The sequence below is a fragment of the Pseudomonas sp. P4_D7 genome (assembly GCF_056401755.1).
This window is the reverse complement of the sequence record NZ_JBFUIR010000039.1, coordinates 17859-41821: the sequence shown is the minus strand read 5'-3', so window position 1 is coordinate 41821 and position 23963 is coordinate 17859. Positions and strand designations below refer to the sequence as shown.

Here is a 23963-nt window from a genome sequence, read left to right as displayed (position 1 = left end):
ACAGGTATTGGCTGAGCAACGCATCGGCCAGAACACGGAAGTCACCTTGCACTTTGCATTGCGCCTGGAGAACGGCGACACCGTCGACAGTACGTTCGACAAAGCCCCGGCGACCTTCAAGGTCGGCGACGGCAACCTGCTGCCGGGTTTCGAAGCGGCGCTGTTCGGCTTCAAGGCCGGCGACAAGCGCACGCTGACCGTCGAGCCGGAAAACGCCTTCGGTCAGCCGAACCCGCAGAACGTACAGATCATTCCGCGTTCGCAGTTCGTCGATATGGAGTTGTCACCGGGTTTGCTGGTGATCTTCAATGACGCGGCCAATACTGAGCTGCCGGGTGTGGTGAAAGAGTTCGACGACACGCAAGTGACCATCGACTTCAACCACCCGCTGTCGGGCAAGACGCTGACCTTTGACGTGGAAATCATCAACGTTAAAGCGCTGTAACTGACTGTATAAGGTCAAATGTGGGAGCGAGCTTGCTCGCGAAACCGGTGTGTCAGCTAACAGAGATGTTGAAGGTGACGCCCCCTTCGCGAGTAAGCTCGCTCCTACAGTGGTTTTTCATTGTTTTCGCGCGCAAGACACGAGGCACAGCATGCAAATCAAACTCGCCAACCCCCGTGGCTTCTGCGCTGGCGTGGACCGGGCGATCGAAATCGTCAACCGCGCCCTGGAAGTCTTCGGGCCGCCGATCTACGTGCGCCACGAAGTAGTGCACAACAAGTTCGTCGTGGAAGACCTGCGCAGCCGCGGGGCGATCTTCGTCGAAGAGCTGGATCAGGTGCCGGACGACGTTATCGTGATCTTCAGTGCTCACGGCGTATCCCAGGCCGTACGCACCGAAGCCGCCGGACGTGGCCTGAAAGTGTTCGACGCCACCTGCCCTCTGGTGACCAAGGTGCACATTGAGGTGGCTAAATACAGCCGCGATGGCCGTGAGTGCATTCTGATCGGCCACGCCGGACACCCGGAAGTCGAAGGCACCATGGGTCAGTACGACGGCAGCAATGGCGGCGCGATTTACCTCGTCGAAGACGAGAATGACGTCGCCGAGTTGCAGGTGCAGAACCCGGATAAACTGGCTTTCGTGACCCAGACCACGCTGTCGATGGACGACACCAGTCGCGTCATCGATGCATTGCGCACGCGCTTCCCGGCCATCGGCGGTCCGCGCAAGGACGACATCTGCTACGCCACGCAAAACCGTCAGGACGCGGTCAAGCAACTGGCCGACGAGTGCGACGTGGTGCTGGTGGTTGGCAGCCCGAACAGCTCCAACTCCAACCGTCTGCGTGAGCTTGCTGAGCGCATGGCCACACCGGCCTACCTGATTGACGGCGCGGAAGACCTGCAAAAGAGCTGGTTCGATGGCGTTGAGCGTATCGGCATCACCGCCGGTGCCTCCGCGCCGGAAGTACTGGTGCGTGGTGTGATTCAGCAACTGCAGGCTTGGGGTGCCACCGGTGCCGATGAGCTGGCCGGTCGCGAAGAGAACATCACGTTCTCGATGCCTAAAGAGCTGCGCGTGCGTTCGATCTGACACGCTGGTTTTTGTGGCACAGCGCCTGCTCAGTCTCTTGGCTGTTCAGGCGTACACGGCCGGTCGCCGCCAGTACTATCTGACGCTGGCTGACCGGCTCGCGAGCCGAGCAGACATGTAATGTCCCTGCCTGAAATGCCCGCCCGGGCATCAGCGGTTGCCCCAGACTGCTGAAACGTACGTAACGACTCACCGACCAATTGCCGACAATTGGCACCTGCGTGTCGCTCACACTTTCTTGTAGCAGTGGATTGTTGCTGTCTTTCTGCCCCTTGCCGCTGATATCCAGAATGATCCGCCAGCCCTGACTCCAGTCGCCGTTGATGCCATGAATCACCACGCTCTGATTGCGCGTGATGGCCAGTGTGCGGGCGTTGCGAAGGCCATCGAGCAGCGATTGCGCCGCTTGATCCCGATGGTTCGATTCTTTGAGCGCGGCAAACGCCGGACTGACCAGCAGCAGAACAATTGCGCCAATCGCCAGTCCCATAAGCAGTTCTATCAGGCTGAAACCCTGTTGCGGCATGAAAAATCCCTCCGTGGAGTGTGATGAACGGCGCGCTCCGTGCGCCGGGCATGGCAAATCAACCGACGCGGGCCGGTTGAATGTTCTAGCGTGTAGAAGCAGGTATAGCCGACGGCAACGGAGGGCATCGATGGATCTTCGTACAAAAGGTTTCACGCTGATCGAGTTGTTGGTTGCGATCGCGATCTTCGTGATTCTGATCACCCTGGCGGTGCCGGCATTCACCCGTTCGGTTCAGGGCAGCAAGGCCGACACCGAAATGGGCGACCTGCAGCGGGCGATCAATTTCGCCAGGCTCGAGGCCATCGACCGTGGTACGACGCTGCGCTTGCGTCCAACCGCTGGTGGCAGCGTCTGGACCGGTGAGCTGGCGGTCTACGACAGTACTGGCAATCCGGCCAATGTGTTGCGGGTTGTTCCCGCGATGAGCAGCGGCGCGACTCTGACGCTACCCTCAGGAGTGACCGCACTGGATTTCAACAACCTTGGCGGTCTGGCGGCACCGTCGACGGCGGTGGCCATAAGTTACACGCTGGGAACGCAAAGCAGGACGCTGAACGTGTGTTTGAACGGACGAATTCAATTGGGTGGAACTTGCGGATGAGGGCAGGGAGTCAACACGCACAGCAGGGCATGACGCTGATCGAGGTGCTGGTCGCGTTGCTGATACTGACGGTCGGGTTGCTGGGCGCGGCGGCCGTGCAACTGAATGCGCTGAAGTACACCGACAGCTCACGGATGACCAGTCAGGCCAGTTTCATCGCCTACGACATGATGGACCRCATCCGCGCCAACTCCGGCGCTGACTACACTGTCACACCGCCGACCTCGGGCAATCTGAGCGTTGCCCGCGATCAAGACCTCTACGACTTCTCCACCAATATCAGCAATTTCGGCGGGCCGACGGCCACCGGTAGCATCAGCCTCAATCAGCGCGTTTACACCATCACCATCAACTGGAGCGATGCGCGGGCAGCCAACACCGCCAGCGCTCAACGCAGTTTTGTCCTGAGCAGTCGCGCCGCAGTCGATCCGGTGGCCACACCATGAGGCGCCATCAACGTGGTTTCGGCCTGATCGAATTGCTCATCGCGCTGGCACTGGGCCTCATCGTGGTGCTGGGTGTGGTGCAGATTTTCATTGCGGCAAAAAATACCTATGTCAGCCAGAACAGTGCCGCAGCGATGCAGGAAGACGCGCGTTTTGTGTTGAGCAAAATGATTCAGGAAATTCGCATGGTCGGGATGTTCGGTTGTCTCGGCACCATCACGGATTCCAGTTCGGCGGGGGATTTCAACGCCGCACAGGTCCTCCCGATCAGTTGGGATAATGCGAACCTTAAACTGACGCTGGTCACCGCCGATATCGGCAGCGGCGGGGGCACGCCAACCTGGACGGTGCTCTCCGACTGCCGCAATAGCGCAACGGCCTATACCGGCTTGCGGTCACCGGCGAGCGGGCAGATCGCGTTCCCGATCCGGCGTCTGATCTACAGCTTCAGCAACAATCAGATTCTCATGGGCACCGGCAGCGGAACGCCGACCCAGCAGGTGTTGGTGAACAATGTCAGTGCATTCAACGTCACCTTCGGTCTGGCCAGTTCCGCGACGGATGTGGCGGCCTCGACTTACAACGCCAACCCCAGCGACCCGGCGCGTATCCGCAGTGTGCGCCTGAGCCTGACCCTAACCGACCCGAACAACCGGGTGCGCAGTCAAACCTTCAACGTGGTTGCCGCTTTGCGCAACCGCTTGCAGTGAGGGCGCGCTGATGAGGATTTCTCTTCACACCCGTCAGACTCAGCACGGCATGGTGTTGCTGGTCAGTCTGGTATTCCTGCTGTTGTTGACCCTGATTGGTTTGTCGTCGATGCAAAGCGCCAACCTGCAGGAAAAAATGGCCGGCAGTGTGAGCCTGCGCAATCAGTCGTTCCAGACGGCCGAGGCGGTTCTGCGTGTTGGGGAGAGCGCTGTGCAACTGGACAGTTATTCGCTCGCCGTGTGCAGCGGCACCACCCAATGCGCACCGCCGGCGGAGTCGTCGGTGGTCAGTGCGGCGGGGTTCAACTCGACCTCGGGTGTGACCTGGATTGCGACCGGTAATGGTTTCTATGGTGTGCAGAACATTGGCACCACACTGACCGCCGTCAACGTGCCGAGCAACACCTCGGCGACGTTGTATCGCGTCACTGCTGTCGGCATTGCCGGCAGCTCGCGCAGTGTGGTGGAGAGTGTCTATGCGAAGTATTGAACGCTGCACATCGCTGCTGCTCGGCCTGCTGCTGAGCTTGTATCTGGCGACGCCCGTCTATGCATTCACGCCGTCCGATTCGCCGCTGTTGAGTGCTGCAGCGGTGCCACCGAATGTGATGCTGCTGATCGATGATTCGGGGAGTATGAACAGCATCATTTACGCCGCCGGATTTGATCCGAACATCAACCGTGCACCCGCCCGGCAGTGCAATGCCTTCCTGGGATTGTGCTCTGCGCTCAATGCTCCGCAGATCACCGGCGACACGGTGTTTCTATCGAGCCTGCCGACCTCCGGGTGCTCGGGCGGCGCCTATGCGTTCTACAACAACAGCGTGGCGCCGTTATGCCTGAAGCTGCCCGACCCCGTAGGCAATGAGAACACCCGATATTCCGCCGATTACATTTCCTATATCGTCGGCCTGGCTACGAGCAATGGCACCCGTGACTTCACCACAGGAGCAATTCCCAACGACTACCGAATGAATGTTGCGCGAAGCGTTTCCACAGCACTGGTCAGCAGCAACCGCACCCTGCGTATGGGCCTATCGACCTTCAACCCGGCCACCAGTACCAACTCGGGCAATGGTGGTTTCATCGCCCGATCGATCACCGATTTGTCGCCGGTGTCCGGCAGCGTGACTCAAGCCCAGGCCGACACCAATTACAACGCACTGATCTCTTCCATAAACGGCTTGAGCGCCGTGGCCAACACGCCGTTGGCGGAAGCCTATTACGAAATCACCCGCTACATGCGCGGTATGGCGCCGTACTACAACAGCACGCCGACTACCTACACGAGCCCGATTCAGTATCGCTGCCAGAAAAACTACGGCGTCGTGATTACCGACGGTCTACCCACTTTCGACCGAACCTTCCCGACTAACGACCCATTGGGCGGCAGCCGTTTGCCGAACTGGGACGGCGTCAACAATGACGGCAACAATCTCAATGGTGACAACGAAGGGGACACGCTGTATCTGGATGACATCGCCAAGTTCGCCTTCGATATCGACATGCGCTCGACCGGTACCGACGCGGCGGGCAAGAGTTGGAACGCGGTGGATTTTCCCAAGCAGAACATGAACACCTATACCGTGGGGTTCACCGCCGACAACGACATGCTCTCTGACGCGGCAAGTTACGGGCAAGGCCGGTACTATCAGGCCACCGACAGCACGGGTCTCAACAATGCGCTGTCCTCGGCATTGAGCGATATCACTTCCAAGGCCGGCTCCGGCGGGGCGGGCACCGTCAGTGGGACAACGATCAGCAGTGGCAGCAGCTTTTATCAGACCACTTACGATCCCAAGGACTGGCGCGGCACGATCAAGTCATTCGGCTTTACCTCGACCGGAACCGTTAATACATCGACAGCACTCTGGAACACTGACACGACAATCGTGCCAGGTGCGACCGCACCGACCTATCAGTCCTGGAACACCGCAAGCAACGCCGCTGTGACGCTGGCCTACGGAAATTTTTCCGCCGCACAGCAGGCCACGCTGAGTCAGGGGCTGCCCACCGGCATTACCGGAATTGACCTGGTGGAGTGGAGCAAGGGCATCAACAAAACCGGGCTCAAGTCACGCAGCGTGTTATTGGGCGACATCATCAATTCGCCATTGGTGCTGGCTTCACCTACCGATAAAACCGCCTCAGACCTGTCGGGCGATACCTCTTACACCTCCTACCTGACCACTAAAGCGGCGAACATGAATGCAAGCCTGGTGGTAAATGCCAACGACGGTTTCGTCAACGTGATCAACTCGGCCAACGGCACCCGGCGTTACGGTTATATGCCGTCGAGTGTATTGCCGTCGCTGCGGCTGATTGCCGATCCGACCTACATCAACGGTGTCAGCCACAAGTTTCTGGTCGATGGCCCGGTCGGGGTTTATGACGCGCAATTCAACAGCGCTTGGAAAACCTTGGCCATCGGCGGCACCGGCGCCGGCGGTAAGACGTTCTATGCGCTGCAACTGTTCGACGCTTCGGCTGGCAACGTAATGCGTGCGCTGTGGGAAGTGAGTGGGCCAACGACTGCGAACACCGCCAATGTTTTCAATGATCTGGGTTATGCCTACGCCCGGCCGGAAGTGGCCCGCTTGGCCGATGGTCGCTGGGCGGCGTTCATTTCCAACGGTTACGGCAGCAACTCCGGCGTGGCGGCGTTGTATGTGCTGGACGTACGCGATGGTTCGCTGATCAAGAAAATCGTAATCGACAGTTCGGAAACCACTAACGGTCTGTCGTCGGTGAAGCTCAAGGTCAATTCGCAAAATGTGGTGCAGGCTGCCTATGGCGGTGACTTGCGAGGGCGATTGTGGAAGTTTGACCTCAGTGCTACTGCGCCTGAAAGCTGGGGCGTGGCGTTTTCCGGCAAGCCGCTGTTCACCACGGCAGGCGGCGCGAGTCAGCCGATCACCGCGCAACCATTGCTGGCGGACAATTCATTGGGTGGCAAACAGATTTTCGTCGGTACCGGTAAATTCAACGAAACTGCAGACAAGGCCAACAAGGATTTGCAGGCGTTTTACTCGGTGTGGGATGCCGATGGGGGCTCGGGACAGCTCACCGTCAGCAGTTTGCAGGCGCAGGCGATAACCGGTTCATTCTCCGGCAGCTCCGGGCAATTCCTGACCACAACTCAAAATGAGACGACTTATCCGGGGGAGAAGGGCTGGTATCTTCCGCTGGTGTACAACAACGTGCTGACTGGCGAGCGGGTGATCAATCAGGCGAGTATCGTGCTGGGCCGTATTGTCTTTACCACGGCGAGCGTTGATACCACTGATCCCTGTGCGAGTTTTGGTACCGGCAAACTGGTCGAACTGGATGCGTTCAGCGGTAAGATGCTCAATTACGCCGTGCTAGACACCAGCTCTGACGGTTTGGTCGACAGCAATGACTCGATCTCCAGCGGAGTGATATTCACCGGTGGCATTCCGACCCTGAACTTCGTCTCCAGCGATGGCAAGCGCAAGGGGACGACCGACACCAGTGGCACCATCACGATCATTGTGGAAAAGGGCGGCGGTGGCAGCCGTCGTATCATGTGGCGACAAATACAGTAAGTGAGAGTTTGAGGCATGCGCAGATTCAACCGAGGCTTCACCCTGATCGAAATCATGATCGTGATTGCGATCATCGGTATCGTCATCACCATCGCCGCACCGAGCTATACCGAGTACCTGAAAAAAGGCCGTCGCGCCGAAGTGGTGTCACTGCTCTCGGAGCAGGCGCAAACCCTCGAGCGTTTCTACACCAAGAACAATGTCTATACCGGCATCACTGGTCTGAGCACGGGCAATGATTTCTACACCATCACCCCGACCATCGCTGACCAGACCTTCCTGCTGACCGCTACCCGCAAAACGGGTACGTCCATGGCCACCGACAAGTGCGGGGATTTCACCCTGACCAACACCGGCGTCAGAAGCATGAACAACGCGACTACCGGGCTGACCACCAAGGATTGCTGGGGCCGCTGAGGCGCTTTCTTTCGGGTGCCTCTTGCGCCCACTGTCTTTTTTACGGTTGGATCAAACATGACCAGGCAACAGCAAGTGGTGATTGTCGGTGGCGGGGTGATTGGCCTGCTGACCGCCTACAATCTCGCCTCCGAAGTGCGCAGCGTGGTGCTGCTCGATCGCTCGAACCTCGGCCAGGAATCGTCCTGGGCGGGCGGCGGTATCGTTTCGCCGTTGTATCCGTGGCGCTATAGCCCGGCGGTTACCGCACTGGCGCACTGGTCGCAGGACTTTTATCCACAGCTCGGCGAGCGTTTGTTTGCCGACACTGGCGTTGATCCTGAAGTGCACACCACGGGCCTGTACTGGCTGGATCTGGACGACGAAGCCGAAGCGCTGGCCTGGGCCGAGCGGGAAAACCGCCCGTTGCGGGCTGTGGATATCTCGGCGGCGCATGATGCGGTGCCGGTCCTCGGTGGCGGTTTCTCGCGGGCGATCTACATGGCCGATGTCGCCAACGTGCGCAATCCGCGTCTGGTGAAGTCGTTGAAGGCGGCCCTACAGGCACTGCCGAACGTGACGATTCACGAACAGTGCGAGGTCAGCGGATTCGTCCGTGAGGGCGCGCAGGTCGTCGGCGTCGAAACCTCCAACGGCGTGATCAAAGGTGATCAGATCGTGTTGACGGCCGGTGCGTGGAGCGGTGATTTGCTCAAGACGCTGGACCTGACGCTGCCGGTTGAACCGGTCAAAGGCCAGATGATTCTCTACAAGTGCGCGGCGGATTTTCTGCCGAGCATGGTTTTGGCCAAGGGCCGTTATGCGATTCCGCGTCGTGACGGCCACATTCTGATTGGCAGCACGCTGGAGCACGAAGGCTACGACAAGACGCCGACCGATGTGGCGCTGGAAAGTCTCAAGGCTTCGGCAGTGGAGTTATTGCCAGCGTTGGCCGATGCCGAAGTGGTCGGGCACTGGGCGGGGTTGCGTCCGGGTTCGCCGGAGGGGATTCCCTACATTGGCCGGGTGCCGGGGTTTGACGGGTTGTGGTTGAACTGCGGGCATTACCGCAATGGACTGGTGCTGGCGCCGGCGTCGTGTCAGTTGTTTGCCGATGTGATGCTGGGAAGGACGCCGATTATTGATCCGGCGCCGTATGCGCCCGAGGGCCGGATCTAGTCAGATATATCTGTTGAGCCTGGCAGATCGCTTTCGCGAGCAGGCTCGCTCCCACACTGGATTTTGTGACCGACAAAGATCAACTGTGGGAGCGAGCCTGCTCGCGAAGGGGCCCTCAATCCAGGCCCAGTTTCTTCAGCCGATAGCGCATCGAACGAAACGAAAGACTCAACCGCTGCGCCGCCGCCGTGCGATTCCAGCGTGTTTCTTCCAGCGCCTGCAAGATCAGCTTCCTCTCAACGTTCTCCAGATAATCTTCCAGATTGTCGATCTGGGTCAGATCGGCAATCCCGCCGTCCGCCGCGCAGTTGCCTTCGCTCAGACGTAAATCTTCAGCCTCGATCGTGCGGTTTTCACACAAGGTGTGTGCCCGCTCAAGCACGTTTTCCAACTCCCGCACATTCCCCGGAAACCGGTAATTCTTCAGCGCTGCCAACGCCTGTGGATGCAAGCGTGCTGCCGGCTGGCCGGTGTCCTTGGCCAAACGCTTGAGCATACTGGCCGCCAGCACTTCAATATCATCACGTCTTTCGCGCAGGGACGGCACGCGCAGTTCGATCACGTTCAAGCGGTAATAAAGGTCCTGACGAAAGCGTTCGGCCGCGACCTCTGCATCGAGATCCTTGTGCGTGGCACAGAGAATCCGCACATCGACCACGCTTTCCTGCTGGCCGCCGACACTGCGCACGGCTTTTTCCTGGATCGCCCGCAGCAGTTTTACCTGCATCGACAGCGGTAAGTCCGCCACCTCATCAAGAAACAACGTGCCGCCATGGGCGGCTTGAAACAGTCCGGGTTTGTCCTCGACCGCGCCGGTGAAACTGCCTTTACGATGGCCGAAAAACTCGCTTTCCATCAGTTCCGTCGGGATCGCTCCGCAGTTCACCGGTACGAACGGCTGGCTGGCGCGCGGCCCCTGTTCATGAATCAGGCGCGCAACCAGTTCCTTGCCACTGCCCGATTCGCCACTGATGTACACCGGCGCCTGACTGCGAGCGAGTTTGTCGATTTGCTTGCGCAGAATGCGCATCGGTGGCGAATCGCCGAGCAAGCGCCGATCGATGGAGGTAAAGCTGCCTCCCGCCGCCGGCATGCGCAGGGCTGTACCGACCAGTTCGCGCAAACGAGTGAGGTCCACCGGTTTGGTGAGGAAGTCGAAAGCACCTGCTTTCAAAGCGTTGATGGCCGTTTCCAGGCTGCCATAGGCGGTGATCATCGCCACCGGCAGTTGTGGATAGCGTTGCTGAATGTGCTGCACCAGCTCCAGCCCCGTACCGTCGGGCAGGCGCATGTCGGTCAGGCACAGATCGAAACTCTCGCGGTTCAGCAGCGCCTGGGCTTCAGCCAGATTGCGTGCGCTGTAGGTGTCGAGCTTCATCCGTCCCAGGGTGATTTCCAGGAGTTCGCGGATATCCGGTTCGTCGTCGACGATGAGGATTTTTTGCCGTGGGCTCGTATTCAACTTTGTTTCCGTCCGTGAGCAAAGGTGATGCGAAAGCAGCCGCCGCCTTGGCGTGATTGAAAGTCTAGGCGCGCTTGGTTGCTTTCGCACAGCTCACGGGACAGATAAAGCCCAAGGCCGGTGCCCTGGCTGCTGGTGGTGAAGAACGGTTCGAACAGATGCGTCTGTTGATCGAGCGGGACGCCGGGGCCGTTGTCCTGCACTTCGAGGACCGCCAACTGGCTGTCGGGATCACTGAACAACGACAGCCAGACTTCGGCCTGATCATGCAGCAGGGCGCTGTGGCGCCAGCCGTTGCGTAACAGATTGTCGAGAATTTGCGTGAGCTGGTTCGGGTCCATCAGCGTGGTGAAGTCTCCCGAATTGATCCGCAGGTGAATCTGCTGGCGTTCGCTGGCCTGTTCACGACTCTCGGCAACGAAGTTTTCCAGCCATGGCTTGAGATCCAGGCGTTGCGGCGCGCTTTGCTGGCGGCGGGACAGTTGCAGGACGTTTTCGATGACTCGGTTCATGCGCTGGGAGTGGTCTTGAATGATCTGCGTCAGACGCCGATCCGCGCTATCGAGTTCCTCGGACTCAGCCAATAGCTGCGCGGCGTGACTGATGGCGCCCAACGGATTGCGGATCTCGTGGGCGATGCCGGCGGTCAAGCGCCCGAGTGCGGCGAGCTTAAGTTGCTGGGCTTGCTGGGCGATTTGCGCGAGGTCTTCGAGAAATACCAGGGTTTGTTGGTGGGGGCTTTGTTCGAGGGCAATGAAGCTCGGTTGCAGTTCCAGGCCGTTGCCGGGGATTTTCAGGCTCTGCGGGCGCAAGGTCGGGTTGTTCAGCCACAGTTGCAGGCGATCGACCAGCGCCGTGGAATAGTCATCGATCAAATGCCCCTGAAGGTGCGACTGCGCGAGCAGGGTTTGCGCGCTGTGATTGGCCAGTTGCACTCGCCGCGCCTCGTCGAGCACCAGAATGCCGGTGCGCATGCGTTGCAGGATCAGCGCGTTGAGGGCTTCGAGGCTGACCACTTCACTGGCACGTTGCTCGGCAAGGGTTTCGCTGACTTCGAGGCGGCGGATCAGTCCCTGCACCAGCAACGACGCGGCAAAGCACAGCGCACCGAGGGTGCCGGCCTGCAAGTATTCATTGGCGCTAAGGGCATGGTTGAAGCCGAGCAGGAAGCTCGAGCCGACGATGCCCAGCGCACCGATGGCGGCGATCAATAGCCCGATGCGCCGCCGTAGCAGGGTGTTGCTGATCGCCACAGAGACAATCAGCAAATTGCCCAGCGCACTGCCGACGCCGCCCGCAGCAAAGAACAAACCGCATAAAAGCAGGACATCGACGAGGGCCAGACTGAACAGCTGCGCTGGCCGTCGGGTGTTCTCAAGGAACACTACCAACAGAATGTTGAGGATCAGATACAGCCAACTGCCACCGCGCAGCAATTCGTCGTTGGCCGACGTCAGCAGGCGGTTGTCCATGTTGCTGGAGATCAGCAGCACCAGCGTGATGCCGATACTCAAGCGGTAGAGATGATAAAGGCGCAGCAGGCGCTGCGCCTGTTTGCTGTCGGCGTGGGTGGCCTCAGCGATCACGGGTACCCGGGCCTTGCTCAAGGTGAGCCTGGCTGCAATACCACTGTTGTTGCACGCTCAGCGCGCGGTCGCGCGGCAGATGCACGCCGCAATGGGCGCAACGCACCATTGGTGGGGCGTCCTGTTCGCGAGGGGCACGGTTGGATTGATTGGACGCGGCAGGCGCCTTGAATTTACGCCACAACCATATCGCGGCAAAAATCACGACGATCCAGAACAATAAACGAAGCATGATGAGCGGCTTTCCGACTGATGATCCGGCAGTTTAGCCAAGCTACCGACAAGCGCACAGCGGATTAAAGCGCAGAAATGAAAAAGGGAGATCCGCAGATCTCCCTTTTTGTACATCCGGTGTGATCAGTCGAACACGCCGAAAGTCATGTAGCTGAACCACGAGCGGTCGGTGTTGCTCGACTCAGGCTCTGGCTCTTCGATCACGTCGCCGTTTTCGTCTTTAGGCTTGAGCTCGTTCGGAATTGCGTCTTTCGCGTCCTGGAACTGCTTCTGCACGTCCTGGTTGGCACGGGTTTCTCCCGGCGGCAGCGGTGGACGCGACTCGATCAGACCCAAAGTCGCCTTGCTCAGGAACGAACGGTTGTCGGCTTCGGCAACCCGTGGCACGAACTGGCCGTCTTGCAGGCTCGGGTGGTTCGGGTAGTTGAGCTTCAGGGTTTCCAGGCTGGTGGCTGCCAGGTCGTCCAGGTGCAGACGCTGGTAGGCTTCAGTCATCACCGCCAGGCCGTCGCCGACCGATGGGGTTTCCTGGAAGTTTTCCACGACATAGCGACCACGGTTGGCAGCGGCTACGTAAGCCTGACGGGTCAGGTAGTAGTCGGCCACGTGGATTTCGTAGGCGGCCAGCAGGTTGCGCAGATAAATCATGCGCTGCTTGGCGTCCGGCGCGTAGCGGCTGTTCGGGTAGCGGCTGGTCAGCTGGGCGAACTCGTTGTACGAGTCGCGCGCGGCGCCCGGGTCACGCTTGGTCATGTCCAGCGGCAGGAAGCGCGCCAGCAGGCCGACGTCCTGGTCGAACGAGGTCAGACCTTTCAAGTAGTACGCGTAATCCACGTTCGGATGCTGCGGGTGCAAACGAATGAAACGCTCGGCGGCAGACTTTGCAGCTTCCGGCTCGGCGTTTTTATAGTTGGCGTAGATCAGCTCCAGCTGTGCCTGATCGGCGTAGCGACCGAACGGATAACGCGACTCCAGAGCCTTCAGCTTGGCTGTGGCGCTGGTGTAGCTGTTGTTGTCCAGGTCAGTCTGAGCCTGCTGATACAGCTCGGCTTCGCTGAGGTTTTCGTCTACGACTTCCTTCGATGAGCAAGCAGCGGTCAATGCGAGGATGGCGATCAGCAGCAGGTGTTTCACTTGCATGGCGGCTTGCGTCCCTATGACGGCCGCTGTCTTGGGCGGGGCCGTCCTGTTATGATGAGCGCCCCGTTGAAAAGCCTCGGGGCAAAAGACGCCGTATTTAACCACAAGCGCGCAGCCGAAACCAAAAGCTGTGCCGACGCACAGTCAGAGCATGTCCGATAAAATTGAACTTCGCGCAGAGGTGCCGTCCGAATTGGGCGGCCAACGCCTCGATCAAGTCGCTGCCCAACTCTTCGCTGAGCACTCTCGCTCGCGCCTTTCCGCCTGGATCAAAGAAGGTCGCCTGACTGTGGACGGGGCGGTCATCCGCCCTCGCGACATCGTGCACGGCGGTGCCATCCTTGAGCTGACTGCCGAGCAGGAAGCCCAGGGCGAATGGATCGCCCAGGACATCGAACTCGACATCGTCTATGAAGACGACGACATTCTGGTGATCAACAAGCCTGCGGGCCTGGTGGTGCACCCGGCTGCCGGTCACGCCGATGGCACCTTGCTCAACGCCTTGCTGCACCACGTGCCGGACATCATCAATGTCCCGCGCGCCGGTATCGTGCATCGTCTGGACAAGGACACCACCGGTCTGATGGTGGTGGCCAAGACCATTCAGGCGCAGACCAAGCTGGTGACGCAACTGCAGAGTCGCAGCGTCAGCCGCATCTACGAGTGCATCGTGATCGGTGTGGTCACTGCCGGGGGCAAGATCAACGCCCCGATCGGTCGCCACGGCCAGCAGCGCCAGCGCATGGCGGTGATGGAAGGCGGCAAGCCTGCCGTCAGCCACTATCGCGTGCTGGAGCGCTTCCGCTCGCACACCCACGTACGGGTGAAGCTGGAAACCGGTCGTACTCACCAGATTCGCGTACACATGTCGCACATCAACTTCCCGTTGGTCGGCGATCCGGCGTATGGCGGCCGTTTCCGCATTCCGCCAGCCGCGAACCCGACGATGGTTGAATCCCTCAAGCATTTCCCGCGTCAGGCCCTGCACGCGCGCTTCCTTGAGCTGGATCATCCGACGACCGGTGAGCGCATGAGCTGGGAGTCACCGCTGCCGGAAGATTTCGTCTGGCTGCTGACCCTGCTCAAGCAGGATCGCGAGGCCTTCATCGGATGAACTGGCTGACGCCGGACTGGCCTGCGCCGGCCAGCGTCAAAGCCTGCGTCACCACCCGCGAGGGTGGTGTCAGCGAGGCGCCGTTCGACAGCCTCAATCTGGGCGATCATGTTGATGATCGTCCTGAGGCCGTTGCCGAGAACCGTCGACGCCTGACCGATCACTTCTCTATACAGCCTGCCTGGTTGCAGCAAGTGCACGGAATTGCCGTGGCGCATGCGGATCCGGGCATTGTTGCGACCGCAGACGCCAGCTGGACAGCAACGCCGGGCATCGCCTGCGCGGCGATGACGGCGGACTGTCTGCCGGCATTGTTCTGCGATCGCGCCGGCACCCGTGTCGCGGCGGCTCATGCTGGTTGGCGGGGGCTGGCGGCGGGTGTGCTGGAAGCTACCCTCGACAGTCTCGATGTTCCGGCCGCAGAAGTACTGGTCTGGCTCGGCCCTGCCATCGGCCCGCAAGCCTTTGAGGTCGGCCCGGAGGTTCGGGAATTCTTCGTCAAGCAATTGCCGGAAGCGGCATCAGCCTTCGTGCCAAGCCACAATGCTGGCAAGTTCATGGCTGACATCTATTTGCTGGCGCGCCTGCGTCTGGCTGAACGTGGTGTCACCGCTGTTTATGGTGGCGGTTTCTGCACCGTGACTGATCCGCGCTTCTTCTCCTACCGTCGCGCTTCGCGCACTGGTCGCTTTGCCTCCCTTATCTGGCTCACCCGCTAGACTTGCCTGACCTGAATCAACGCTCTGACGCTTGAATCTTGCAGAATCGACCGCATCTATAGCGGTATCTGGCAGGTTTCTTTATTCAGGATGGTTTTTAGGTCCGGCCTGCTCAAAAGGAAGGTGACTTATGCGAATAGACCGTTTAACCAGCAAGTTACAGTTGGCCTTGTCCGACGCCCAGTCGTTGGCTGTCGGCCACGATCATCCGGCGATTGAGCCGGCGCACTTGATGCAAGCCATGCTTGAACAGCAGGGTGGTTCGATCAAACCTCTGCTGATGCAGGTGGGCTTCGACGTCAACAGCTTGCGCAAAGAGCTGACCAAAGAGCTCGACCAATTACCGAAAATCCAGAACCCGACCGGCGACGTCAACATGTCGCAGGATCTGGCGCGCCTGCTCAATCAGGCTGACCGTCTGGCCCAGCAGAAGGGCGACCAGTTCATTTCCAGCGAACTGGTGCTGCTCGCTGCGATGGACGAGAACAGCAAGCTCGGCAAGTTGCTGCTCGGCCAGGGCGTGAGCAAGAAAGCCCTGGAAAACGCGATCAACAACCTGCGTGGCGGCGAAGCGGTAAACGACGCCAACCACGAAGAGTCGCGGCAGGCACTGGATAAGTACACCGTTGACCTGACCAAGCGCGCCGAAGATGGCAAGCTCGATCCGGTGATCGGTCGTGACGACGAAATTCGCCGCACCATTCAGGTTCTGCAACGCCGCACCAAGAACAACCCGGTGTTGATCGGTGAGCCAGGCGTGGGCAAAACCGCCATCGCCGAAGGCCTGGCCCAGCGCATCATCAACGGCGAAGTGCCGGACGGCCTCAAAGGCAAGCGTCTGCTCTCGCTGGACATGGGCGCGCTGATTGCCGGTGCCAAGTATCGCGGTGAGTTCGAAGAGCGCCTGAAATCGTTGCTCAACGAACTGTCGAAGCAGGAAGGGCAGATTATTCTGTTTATCGACGAACTGCATACCATGGTCGGCGCCGGTAAAGGCGAAGGCTCGATGGATGCCGGCAACATGCTCAAGCCTGCGCTGGCTCGCGGTGAGTTGCACTGCGTTGGCGCGACCACGCTCAACGAGTACCGCCAATATATAGAGAAGGATGCGGCGCTTGAGCGACGCTTCCAGAAAGTTCTGGTGGATGAGCCGAGCGAAGAAGACACCATTGCCATCCTGCGTGGCCTTAAAGAGCGTTACGAGGTTCACCACAAGGTAGCAATCACCGACGGCGCGATCATCGCCGCGGCCAAGCTCAGCCATCGCTACATCACTGACCGGCAGTTGCCGGACAAGGCCATCGATCTGATCGACGAGGCCGCTAGTCGCATCCGCATGGAAATCGACTCCAAACCGGAAGTGCTCGATCGTCTGGAACGTCGCCTGATTCAGTTGAAGGTGGAATCCCAGGCGCTGAAGAAAGAAAGCGACGAAGCGGCGATGAAACGTCTGGAGAAACTCCAGGAAGAAATCGTCCGCCTCGAACGCGAGTATTCCGATCTGGAAGAAATCTGGAACTCGGAAAAAGCCGAGGTGCAGGGTTCTGCGCAGATTCAGCAGAAGATCGAGCAGTCGCGGCAGGAACTGGAAGCCGCGCGCCGTAAAGGTGACCTCAACCGTATGGCTGAATTGCAGTACGGGGTGATCCCGGACCTGGAACGCAGCCTGCAAATGGTCGACCAGCACGGCAAGAGCGAGAACCAGTTGCTGCGCAGCAAGGTGACTGAAGAAGAAATCGCTGAAGTTGTGTCGAAGTGGACCGGCATCCCGGTGTCGAAAATGCTCGAGGGCGAGCGCGACAAGCTGATGAAGATGGAAAGCCTGTTGCACAAACGGGTGATCGGCCAGGAAGAGGCCGTGGTCGCCGTCGCCAACGCGGTACGCCGTTCGCGCGCCGGGTTGTCCGACCCGAATCGTCCGAGCGGCTCGTTCATGTTCCTCGGCCCGACCGGTGTTGGTAAAACCGAGCTGTGCAAGGCGCTGGCCGAATTCCTCTTTGATACGGAAGAGGCGATGGTGCGGATCGACATGTCCGAGTTCATGGAGAAACATTCCGTGGCTCGCCTGATCGGTGCACCACCGGGATACGTCGGCTACGAAGAGGGTGGTTACCTGACCGAGGCGGTGCGTCGCAAGCCTTATTCGGTGATCCTGCTGGACGAAGTCGAGAAGGCGCACCCGGATGTGTTCAACATCTTGCTGCAAGTGCTCGAGGATGGGCGCCTGACCGACAGCCATGGCCGTACGGTGGATTTCCGCAACACCGTGATCGTCATGACTTCGAACCTGGGGTCGGTACAGATCCAGGAACTGGTCGGTGATCGTGAGGCTCAACGTGCTGCAGTCATGGATGCGCTGACGTCGCACTTCCGTCCGGAGTTCATCAACCGGGTCGACGAAGTGGTGATCTTCGAGCCTTTGGCGCGGGATCAGATCGCGGGCATTACCGAGATCCAGTTGGGCCGTCTGCGCAGCCGTCTGGCCGAGCGCGAGCTGAAGCTGGAACTCAGTCCAGAGGCGATGGACAAGTTGATCGCCGTTGGCTACGACCCGGTGTATGGCGCACGTCCTTTGAAACGGGCAATTCAGCGCTGGATCGAAAACCCGCTGGCGCAGTTGATCCTCTCGGGTCACTTCATGCCGGGCGACACGGCAACCGGCACTGTCGAGAACGACGAAATCGTTTTCAACTGAGCCTGAGCGCCAATGAAAAAACGAGGGCCCCACATTGTGGGGCCTTTTTTTTCGTTAGGCTGTTGAACTCAAAGGAAAAGGCTTGTAAAGTGCGCCCCGCAGTCAGTCGCCAAGACGGTCTCAGCTCACTGAGTTGAAATCTGAAATAAGTTGCAAATCATTAACTTGAAAGCAATTTAGGGGGTTGACAGAGGTGTTCTAGGTTGTAGAATAGCGCGCCTCAGACACACGAACGCAGCGATGCGAACGAGTGGCTAGATGCAGTAAGTTTCACCGTTGTAAATTGAAATATGTAGTTCCGTGATAGCTCAGTCGGTAGAGCAAATGACTGTTAATCATTGGGTCCCAGGTTCGAGTCCTGGTCACGGAGCCAATTTCAAACCGGGGTATAGCGCAGTCCGGTAGCGCGCCTGCTTTGGGAGCAGGATGTCAGGAGTTCGAATCCCCTTACCCCGACCATTTTTGGGTCGTTAGCTCAGTTGGTAGAGCAGTTGGCTTTTAACCAATTGGTCGTAGGTTCGAATCCCACACGACCCACCATTTTTGAAACCAGTTTGCGCTGGGATCGAATCTTAAGATCAGAGGCCAAAAGCGCTGATCGAAGAAGGCGATCTTTGAAAGGTCGCCTTTTTTTTACCGGGGTATAGCGCAGTCCGGTAGCGCGCCTGCTTTGGGAGCAGGATGTCAGGAGTTCGAATCCCCTTACCCCGACCATATTAAAAATCCTCGTATCGAAAGATACGGGGATTTTTTTTGTCCGACAAAAACTCATTTCCCCTTCAAGTCATCATACAACCTGCCGATAGCCCGCTAACACGAGGGGACTGCCATGGCTTTCGCCCCTTGAATCTGGCCAATACAAGAATAAGGGCGTTCGTCATGTTGCTTCGTCAGTTGAATATTGCTCCCCGGGCAGCCCTGGGGTTCGCCCTGATCGCGGTGTTGGTAGCCTTGCTCGGCGTGTTTGCGCTGGGGCAGATGTCGAGCATTCGCGATAGTGAAGTCGCAGTAGAAAACCAGTGGCTGCCGAGCATTCGTGGCGGCGACGAGATCCGCGAGATCATGCTGCGCATCCGCACCATCTCGTTGCGTATGGCGCTGGATCAGGACGCGAACAATATCGCCACCTACCGCAGCCAGATGGACACCCGCGACAAAGAGCTGAGCGAGAAAATCGCCGCCTACGACAAACTGGTCGACACCCCGGAGGGCCAGCAGCTATACGACCAATTCAAAAAGACCTTCGCCGCGTACCGCAATGGTATCGCTCAATCCTTCGCCCTCGCCGAGCAAGGCAAGCGTGATGAGTTGACCAGGTTGTTGCTGGTCGACATGAAAACCGTTGTCGATGGCTCCGGCAAACAACTCAACGACCTGGCGGATCTGTTCGCCAAACAGGTCGCCGCCGAAAGCCAGAAGTCCGCTGCGCACTATGAAAACTCGCGCACGATTGTCAGTTTGTTTATTGCGTTGGCCGCGCTGGCCACGGTGGCACTGGCGATGATGCTCACCCGCAGTATCGTTCGTCCGCTCAGCAGCGCCGTGAACGCAGCAGAAAGTGTCGCGCAGGGGGATCTGACCCGGCCGATCGAAACCCATGGCAACGATGAAGTCAGTCGCTTGCTCAAAGCGTTGGCGACCATGCAGCAAAACCTGCGCGAGACGCTGCAAGGCATCAGCGGTTCAGCCACGCAACTGGCGACCGCTGCCGATGAACTCAATGCGGTAACACTCGACAGCACCCAGGGACTGCAACAGCAGAACAACGAAATCGAACAAGCCGCGACGGCCGTCAACCAGATGACGGCAGCAGTGGAAGAGGTCGCACGCAATGCGGTGTCGACGTCTGACGCGACCCGTCAATCCAGCGAGTCGGCGCATCTGGGTCAGGTGCGCGTCAGTGAGACCGCCACGGCCATCAATGCATTGGCCAGCGACGTGCAACAGACCGGTGAGTTGGTGCAATCACTGGCCAATCAATCGCAGGACATCGGCAAAGTGCTCGACGTGATTCGGGCGATTGCCGAGCAGACCAATTTGCTGGCGCTCAACGCGGCGATTGAGGCGGCACGCGCCGGGGAGAGCGGGCGAGGCTTTGCCGTAGTCGCCGATGAAGTACGCGCGCTGGCCTATCGCACGCAGCAATCGACGCAGGAGATCGAGCAGATGGTCCAGGGCATGCGCAGCGGTTCGAGCCTGGCGCTGGATTCGATGCAGGCCAGTACCGCGCGGGCGACGACCACACTGGCCTTGGCTGAGCGTGCCGGTGAGGCGCTGCAAACCATTACCGCGTCGGTGCATGAGATCCATGAGCGCAATCTGGTGATCGCCAGCGCAGCTGAAGAACAAGCGCAAGTAGCCCGGGAAGTGGATCGCAACCTGGTGAATATTCGTGATTTATCGTTACGTTCTGCCGCAGGCGCTGACCAGACCAGCGCGTCCAGCCATGAGTTGTCGCAACTGGCCAATGCCTTGCAGGGCATGGTACGGCGCTTCCAGTTGTAAACGGGCAGACGTAAAAAAGCCGCGTTTCTTTCAGGAGAAGCGCGGCTTGTTTTTTATTGTCGATCAGGCGCCGTCTTGCTCTTTCAGGTGTTCGAACAGGCCTTTCGGCATCTTCTTGCCGTTGGCTTCAAAGTTGGCCTTCACGTTGTTGTAGGCCTCTTGTTCGTCGATGAAACCGTCATGGTTGGTGTCGATCTTGTCGAAATCGGACTTCGGCGCGACTTTCAGAAATTCGGCGCGCGAGACCTTGCCGTCACCGTCGCTGTCCGTCTTGGCCATCGAAGCATCGCCACATTTGCCTTCACCGCATTTGCCTTCCGGCGCTTTCACCGAGGTTTCCGCCGAGGCAACCATGTAGCCCTGCGCCAGTGGCTGAGCGGCAAAAACCGAACCGGACAACATCAGGCCGCCCGCCAGCGCGGCGCCGATCAGGCCAATGGATTTTTTACCGAGGGTCGAAGTACGGGACATTTACATTCTCCTGGGCTGCGCTGTGCAACCACACGTTAAGGACGATTGCCTGAGCAGGTGTTGCTCGGGTGTGGCCATTAAGCGGTGGCGGTGTATCGCGTCTGTGTCGCGGAGCGGGGGAGTTTGTAAGCGAAGGAGGGAAAAGCGGGGCGGGGATACAGTAGGAAACAGATCTTTCGATCAACACAAAACATTGTGGGAGCGAGCTTGCTCGCGAAAGCGTTCTGTCAGTCAATGTTGCTGCGACTGATCAAAAGCTTTCGCGAGCAAGCTCGCTCCCACAGGTTTTAGTGCAGTTTCAGGCGTGGCTCGGTGCCACGACCAATCTTGCTGCCCAGCATCAGCATCGCCGTGCGGAACGGCCCGTACAGCGCCATCTGGTGCATGCGATACAGCGACACGTAAAACATCCGCGCCAGCCAGCCTTCGAGCATCACGCTGCCGGTCAGATTGCCCATCAAGTTACCCACCGCCGAAAAGCGCGACAACGAGATCAGCGAGCCGTAGTCGGTGTACTTGTACTCCGGCAAGGTCTTGCCTTCGATGCGCAGTTTCAGCGATTTGGCCAGCAGCGACGCCTGTTGGTGCGCGGCTTGGGCACGCGGCGGCACATTGCGATCGGTACCCGGTTGCGGGCACGCGGCGCAGTCACCGAAAGCAAAGATGTTCTCGTCGCGGGTGGTTTGCAGCGTCGGCAGCACTTGCAGTTGATTGATGCGGTTGGTTTCCAGGCCGTCGATGTCCTTGAGGAAACCCGGCGCGCGAATGCCCGCTGCCCAGACTTTCAGGCTGGCCTTGATCTCGTTGCCATCGGCGGTGACCAGGCTGTCGGCGGTTACTTCGCTGACCGAAGCGTTGGTCATCACGTTGACCCCGAGCTTTTCCAGGGTTTTGTGCACCGGCCCGCTGATACGCTCTGGCAGGGCAGGCAGTACCCGTGGACCGGCTTCGATCAGGGTGATGTGCATGTTTTCCGGTTTGATCCGGTCCAGACCATAAGCCGCCAGTTCATGGGCGGCGTTGTGCAGTTCTGCCGCCAGTTCAACGCCTGTGGCGCCAGCACCGACAATCGCCACGCTGATCTGCTCGACCACATCGGTTTGCCCAGCGTGTGCACGCAGATAGTGATTAAGCAATTGCTGGTGGAAGCGCTCGGCCTGTTTGCGTGTGTCGAGGAACAGGCAGTGCTGTGCCGCACCCTGAGTGCCGAAATCGTTGGTAGTGCTGCCGACGCTGATCACCAGCGAGTCGTATTGCACTTCACGCGCCGGCACCAGTTCTACACCGTTTTCGTCGTAGGTGGCGGCGAGCTGGATTTTCTTCTGTGCGCGATCGAGCCCGCTCATGCGCCCTAGCTGGAACTCGAAGTGGTTCCATTTTGCCTGGGCAACATAGTTGAGTTCGTCTTCGGAGGAGTTCAGCGATCCGGCGGCCACTTCGTGCAACAGCGGTTTCCAGATGTGCGTCAGGTTGGCGTCGACCAGCATCACACTGGCCGTGCCGCGCTTGCCCAGAGTCTTACCCAGACGGGTAGCCAACTCTAGACCGCCGGCGCCGCCGCCGACAATAACAATACGATGGGACATAGGGATAACTCGCAAGGTTTTTAAAGGAAATCGGTGCGGTTACCCAAGCGAGCGCCAAGCTGCTCATAGCGTCAGGTAACTGATAAATCGGCTCAACAGGCCAAGACCAATGGTCACTGCCAGCACCAGCACGAGGAGCATCCACGGCCGGAAAGGCCGGCGCTCGACTCGGTGTTGGGACAGTTGCAGGTACTCTTCGACATGTTTCTGGTCTTCGGGGTTCAGGCGGCTGGTCATATTTGCCTCGTCAGGTAGACGTTGCTGAATGGGCAGAAGCTACAGCGGTTTTTATCCGGGGTTGAACGCAGCATAGCCGCTGTCCGGAACCGGTTCGACGCTCACCCGGTCTTCGAGGCGAATGATCCCGCTTTGTAACACCCGCGCGGTAATTCCGCCATGCCCGCGCACCGCTTGAAAGGTGCCCGGGCCGAGGTTGTTCTGCAGGCGTGCACAGGGCTGACACCAGCCCGTGGTTTCGAATATTGCCTGACCGATACGAAAGCGCCGACCCTTGAGACTAAACAAATTGATACCGCTGATAACCAGATTACGGCGCAGATCTTCAGGCTTGACCGGCTGATCGTGCGCACGCCCCATCAATGCGCTGATCACCGCCAGATGCTCCCACTGGATCAGCGTTACCTGGCGCGCATTACGCACACCGGGGCGCGCATGATCGCCGGTCAGCCCGGCCTCAAGTCGCGCCTCCACGGCATCCAGTTCGATCATCGGCCCACGGGAATCAGGGCGCACGCCAATCCAGCGCACACACCCGGTCTGTGGCACATCGGCAATCAATTGCTGAAGTGGCGTCACAGGCTGATCCCGACGTCGAAGACGATGCTGCGGCCGAGGTTGCTGCGCAGAAAGTCCGGCGCATCCGGGTGGGCGAACAGCACGCGGGCGAAGGTCGGGCCGACGAGGGACAGCGAGCGCCAGCCTTGGCGCAGGTATTCAGTAGGCGGGGGGAAATGGCTGTTCAGATCCAGCACCTCACGTTTAAGACTGGCGAAGGCGATGATATCCAGTTCGCCCAGATCCATGCCGCGTTCCTTGTAGTTATGCGCTTTCTTGCGCAAAGTCGGTGCCAGTCGCAGCAGGAATTCATTGGCCGGAATCCGTTTCGGCTTGGCTTCGCGGCGCACCAGTTGGCTGAGGGAAAAGGCGCTGCGTCGTCGCTGCAATTCATCGCGCCATTCGTCGTTGAGCCGACGGCCCTCGTCGAGCACGAAGAACACCTCGAAATTGGCATCGCGAAACAATACGTCCGGCGGCTCGCCGGCCGGCGCGAATTCGTCGGCGCGGTAGGGAATGTTCAGGCCTTGCAGCAGGCGCTGGCAAACCCAACGCTCACGCTCCCATTTGCGGGCATTGGACAGAAAGGCGTTGGCCTGCTCGGCCGCGATGGTCAGCAGGCGTAAATAATCTGAGTCATCCATAAGCCCAAGCTTAGCGTTCAAATGCGACAAGCTGAAAGCGTTCC

Annotated in this window: 23 protein-coding genes, 4 tRNA genes and 1 pseudogene; 18 read left to right on the top strand and 10 right to left on the bottom strand. The window is 59.2% G+C overall.

All coding sequences use genetic code 11. The features are described from left to right. Positions 1–7 precede the first annotated feature (7 nt). Positions 8–445, top strand: a complete 438-nt coding sequence (fkpB, locus tag AC1DVF_RS21845) for an FKBP-type peptidyl-prolyl cis-trans isomerase (RefSeq protein WP_175559621.1) — start codon at positions 8–10, stop codon at positions 443–445. Between the two features lie 151 nt (positions 446–596). Further along, a complete protein-coding gene (gene ispH / locus AC1DVF_RS21840; protein WP_093434814.1) occupies positions 597–1541 on the top strand; it encodes a 4-hydroxy-3-methylbut-2-enyl diphosphate reductase in 945 nt (314 codons plus the stop codon). Here ispH and AC1DVF_RS21835 read toward each other — a convergent pair. Continuing rightward, positions 1513–2067, bottom strand: coding sequence for a GspH/FimT family pseudopilin (locus tag AC1DVF_RS21835; protein ID WP_186623944.1), 555 nt, complete (start codon positions 2065–2067; stop codon positions 1513–1515). The two genes, ispH and AC1DVF_RS21835, sit on opposite strands and share 29 nt — an antisense overlap. 130 nt (positions 2068–2197) lie before the next feature. On the opposite strand from AC1DVF_RS21835, the gene AC1DVF_RS21830 reads away from it, so the two are divergent. The 7 genes from AC1DVF_RS21830 to thiO are packed head-to-tail and all read left to right on the top strand — an operon-like array spanning position 2198 to position 8968. Further along, positions 2198–2671 carry a GspH/FimT family pseudopilin gene (locus AC1DVF_RS21830; RefSeq protein WP_186623942.1) on the top strand — a complete coding sequence of 158 codons (474 nt, stop codon included), beginning with the start codon at positions 2198–2200 and terminating at the stop codon, positions 2669–2671. Further along, on the top strand, positions 2668–3117 hold the full coding sequence (pilV, locus tag AC1DVF_RS21825) for a type IV pilus modification protein PilV (protein ID WP_477783124.1): 450 nt from the start codon (positions 2668–2670) through the stop codon (positions 3115–3117). Before AC1DVF_RS21830 ends, pilV begins: the two co-directional genes overlap by 4 nt. Beyond that, a complete protein-coding gene (locus tag AC1DVF_RS21820; RefSeq protein ID WP_093434824.1) occupies positions 3114–3827 on the top strand; it encodes a PilW family protein in 714 nt (237 codons plus the stop codon). Before pilV ends, AC1DVF_RS21820 begins: the two co-directional genes overlap by 4 nt. Before the next feature lie 10 nt (positions 3828–3837). After that, positions 3838–4317: a pilus assembly PilX family protein gene (locus AC1DVF_RS21815; protein WP_460130205.1), complete on the top strand. Its 480-nt coding sequence runs from the start codon at positions 3838–3840 to the stop codon at positions 4315–4317. After that, a complete protein-coding gene (locus AC1DVF_RS21810) occupies positions 4304–7393 on the top strand; it encodes a pilus assembly protein (protein WP_477783123.1) in 3090 nt (1029 codons plus the stop codon). The genes AC1DVF_RS21815 and AC1DVF_RS21810 overlap by 14 nt, the downstream gene beginning before the upstream one ends. Before the next feature lie 15 nt (positions 7394–7408). Further along, a complete protein-coding gene (locus tag AC1DVF_RS21805; protein ID WP_093434831.1) occupies positions 7409–7810 on the top strand; it encodes a type IV pilin protein in 402 nt (133 codons plus the stop codon). A gap of 57 nt (positions 7811–7867) precedes the next feature. Beyond that, positions 7868–8968, top strand: a complete 1101-nt coding sequence (gene thiO, locus AC1DVF_RS21800) for a glycine oxidase ThiO (protein WP_477783122.1) — start codon at positions 7868–7870, stop codon at positions 8966–8968. A 115-nt stretch (positions 8969–9083) separates the two neighbouring features. Here the strand turns inward: thiO and AC1DVF_RS21795 are convergent, their stop codons facing one another. The 4 genes from AC1DVF_RS21795 to AC1DVF_RS21780 form a co-directional block, all read right to left on the bottom strand. Then, complete coding sequence (locus AC1DVF_RS21795) at positions 9084–10430, bottom strand: sigma-54-dependent transcriptional regulator (protein ID WP_477783121.1); 1347 nt, start codon at positions 10428–10430, stop codon at positions 9084–9086. Further along, on the bottom strand, positions 10427–12016 hold the full coding sequence (locus tag AC1DVF_RS21790; protein WP_477783120.1) for a sensor histidine kinase: 1590 nt from the start codon (positions 12014–12016) through the stop codon (positions 10427–10429). Before AC1DVF_RS21790 ends, AC1DVF_RS21795 begins: the two co-directional genes overlap by 4 nt. Continuing rightward, positions 12006–12248 (bottom strand): PP0621 family protein, encoded by a 243-nt coding sequence (locus AC1DVF_RS21785; RefSeq protein ID WP_093434843.1) that lies wholly within the window; start codon positions 12246–12248, stop codon positions 12006–12008. The genes AC1DVF_RS21790 and AC1DVF_RS21785 overlap by 11 nt, the downstream gene beginning before the upstream one ends. Positions 12249–12373: 125 nt before the next feature. Beyond that, complete coding sequence (locus AC1DVF_RS21780) at positions 12374–13390, bottom strand: outer membrane protein assembly factor BamD (RefSeq protein ID WP_093434846.1); 1017 nt, start codon at positions 13388–13390, stop codon at positions 12374–12376. 151 nt (positions 13391–13541) lie between these two features. On the opposite strand from AC1DVF_RS21780, the gene rluD reads away from it, so the two are divergent. From rluD to AC1DVF_RS21735, 9 genes and pseudogenes are all read left to right on the top strand, one after another. Continuing rightward, positions 13542–14504: a 23S rRNA pseudouridine(1911/1915/1917) synthase RluD gene (rluD, locus tag AC1DVF_RS21775; protein WP_034153865.1), complete on the top strand. Its 963-nt coding sequence runs from the start codon at positions 13542–13544 to the stop codon at positions 14502–14504. Then, a complete protein-coding gene (gene pgeF, locus AC1DVF_RS21770) occupies positions 14501–15223 on the top strand; it encodes a peptidoglycan editing factor PgeF (protein WP_477783119.1) in 723 nt (240 codons plus the stop codon). Before rluD ends, pgeF begins: the two co-directional genes overlap by 4 nt. 130 nt (positions 15224–15353) lie before the next feature. After that, positions 15354–17918, top strand: coding sequence for an ATP-dependent chaperone ClpB (gene clpB, locus AC1DVF_RS21765; protein ID WP_093434855.1), 2565 nt, complete (start codon positions 15354–15356; stop codon positions 17916–17918). Positions 17919–18215: 297 nt separating this feature from the next. Continuing rightward, positions 18216–18291 (top strand) — tRNA-Asn (locus AC1DVF_RS21760). Positions 18292–18300: 9 nt separating this feature from the next. Further along, positions 18301–18377 (top strand) — tRNA-Pro (locus AC1DVF_RS21755). Positions 18378–18382: 5 nt separating this feature from the next. Next, positions 18383–18458: transfer RNA gene (locus AC1DVF_RS21750), tRNA-Lys, on the top strand. 97 nt (positions 18459–18555) lie between these two features. Then, a tRNA-Pro gene (locus AC1DVF_RS21745) sits at positions 18556–18632 on the top strand. A 165-nt stretch (positions 18633–18797) separates the two neighbouring features. Beyond that, positions 18798–19568: pseudogene (locus tag AC1DVF_RS21740) on the top strand (MCP four helix bundle domain-containing protein); the annotation flags it as partial. Continuing rightward, on the top strand, positions 19560–20423 hold the full coding sequence (locus tag AC1DVF_RS21735) for a methyl-accepting chemotaxis protein (RefSeq protein ID WP_371748319.1): 864 nt from the start codon (positions 19560–19562) through the stop codon (positions 20421–20423). The pseudogene AC1DVF_RS21740 and the gene AC1DVF_RS21735, both read left to right, overlap by 9 nt. A 63-nt stretch (positions 20424–20486) precedes the next feature. Here the strand turns inward: AC1DVF_RS21735 and AC1DVF_RS21730 are convergent, their stop codons facing one another. The 5 genes from AC1DVF_RS21730 to AC1DVF_RS21710 all read right to left on the bottom strand — a co-directional run bounded on the left by AC1DVF_RS21730 (position 20487) and on the right by AC1DVF_RS21710 (position 23919). Further along, entirely contained in the window at positions 20487–20894 is a 408-nt protein-coding gene (locus tag AC1DVF_RS21730) for an HvfA family oxazolone/thioamide-modified RiPP metallophore (RefSeq protein ID WP_477783118.1), read from the bottom strand. A 287-nt stretch (positions 20895–21181) separates the two neighbouring features. Continuing rightward, positions 21182–22480 (bottom strand): NAD(P)/FAD-dependent oxidoreductase, encoded by a 1299-nt coding sequence (locus tag AC1DVF_RS21725; RefSeq protein ID WP_186625101.1) that lies wholly within the window; start codon positions 22478–22480, stop codon positions 21182–21184. A 63-nt stretch (positions 22481–22543) separates the two neighbouring features. Next, a complete protein-coding gene (locus AC1DVF_RS21720; RefSeq protein WP_007909875.1) occupies positions 22544–22717 on the bottom strand; it encodes a DUF3094 domain-containing protein in 174 nt (57 codons plus the stop codon). 51 nt (positions 22718–22768) lie between these two features. After that, entirely contained in the window at positions 22769–23296 is a 528-nt protein-coding gene (locus AC1DVF_RS21715) for an MOSC domain-containing protein (protein WP_116255860.1), read from the bottom strand. Continuing rightward, positions 23293–23919 carry a DUF1780 domain-containing protein gene (locus tag AC1DVF_RS21710; protein ID WP_007909887.1) on the bottom strand — a complete coding sequence of 209 codons (627 nt, stop codon included), beginning with the start codon at positions 23917–23919 and terminating at the stop codon, positions 23293–23295. Before AC1DVF_RS21710 ends, AC1DVF_RS21715 begins: the two co-directional genes overlap by 4 nt. Positions 23920–23963: the final 44 nt, after the last annotated feature.

What these genes read in the sequence shown, in the direction of transcription:
- ispH (WP_093434814.1), top strand. Translation starts at nt 597, where the DNA reads ATGCAAATCAAACTCGCCAACCCCCGTGGCTTCTGCGCTGGCGTGGAC.
- AC1DVF_RS21835 (WP_186623944.1), bottom strand. Translation starts at nt 2,067, where the DNA reads ATGCCGCAACAGGGTTTCAGCCTGATAGAACTGCTTATGGGACTGGCG.
- AC1DVF_RS21830 (WP_186623942.1), top strand. Translation starts at nt 2,198, where the DNA reads ATGGATCTTCGTACAAAAGGTTTCACGCTGATCGAGTTGTTGGTTGCG.
- AC1DVF_RS21820 (WP_093434824.1), top strand. Translation starts at nt 3,114, where the DNA reads ATGAGGCGCCATCAACGTGGTTTCGGCCTGATCGAATTGCTCATCGCG.
- AC1DVF_RS21815 (WP_460130205.1), top strand. Translation starts at nt 3,838, where the DNA reads ATGAGGATTTCTCTTCACACCCGTCAGACTCAGCACGGCATGGTGTTG.
- AC1DVF_RS21810 (WP_477783123.1), top strand. Translation starts at nt 4,304, where the DNA reads ATGCGAAGTATTGAACGCTGCACATCGCTGCTGCTCGGCCTGCTGCTG.
- AC1DVF_RS21805 (WP_093434831.1), top strand. Translation starts at nt 7,409, where the DNA reads ATGCGCAGATTCAACCGAGGCTTCACCCTGATCGAAATCATGATCGTG.
- thiO (WP_477783122.1), top strand. Translation starts at nt 7,868, where the DNA reads ATGACCAGGCAACAGCAAGTGGTGATTGTCGGTGGCGGGGTGATTGGC.
- AC1DVF_RS21785 (WP_093434843.1), bottom strand. Translation starts at nt 12,248, where the DNA reads ATGCTTCGTTTATTGTTCTGGATCGTCGTGATTTTTGCCGCGATATGG.
- AC1DVF_RS21780 (WP_093434846.1), bottom strand. Translation starts at nt 13,390, where the DNA reads ATGCAAGTGAAACACCTGCTGCTGATCGCCATCCTCGCATTGACCGCT.
- rluD (WP_034153865.1), top strand. Translation starts at nt 13,542, where the DNA reads ATGTCCGATAAAATTGAACTTCGCGCAGAGGTGCCGTCCGAATTGGGC.
- pgeF (WP_477783119.1), top strand. Translation starts at nt 14,501, where the DNA reads ATGAACTGGCTGACGCCGGACTGGCCTGCGCCGGCCAGCGTCAAAGCC.
- clpB (WP_093434855.1), top strand. Translation starts at nt 15,354, where the DNA reads ATGCGAATAGACCGTTTAACCAGCAAGTTACAGTTGGCCTTGTCCGAC.
- AC1DVF_RS21735 (WP_371748319.1), top strand. Translation starts at nt 19,560, where the DNA reads ATGCAGCAAAACCTGCGCGAGACGCTGCAAGGCATCAGCGGTTCAGCC.
- AC1DVF_RS21730 (WP_477783118.1), bottom strand. Translation starts at nt 20,894, where the DNA reads ATGTCCCGTACTTCGACCCTCGGTAAAAAATCCATTGGCCTGATCGGC.
- AC1DVF_RS21725 (WP_186625101.1), bottom strand. Translation starts at nt 22,480, where the DNA reads ATGTCCCATCGTATTGTTATTGTCGGCGGCGGCGCCGGCGGTCTAGAG.
- AC1DVF_RS21720 (WP_007909875.1), bottom strand. Translation starts at nt 22,717, where the DNA reads ATGACCAGCCGCCTGAACCCCGAAGACCAGAAACATGTCGAAGAGTAC.
- AC1DVF_RS21710 (WP_007909887.1), bottom strand. Translation starts at nt 23,919, where the DNA reads ATGGATGACTCAGATTATTTACGCCTGCTGACCATCGCGGCCGAGCAG.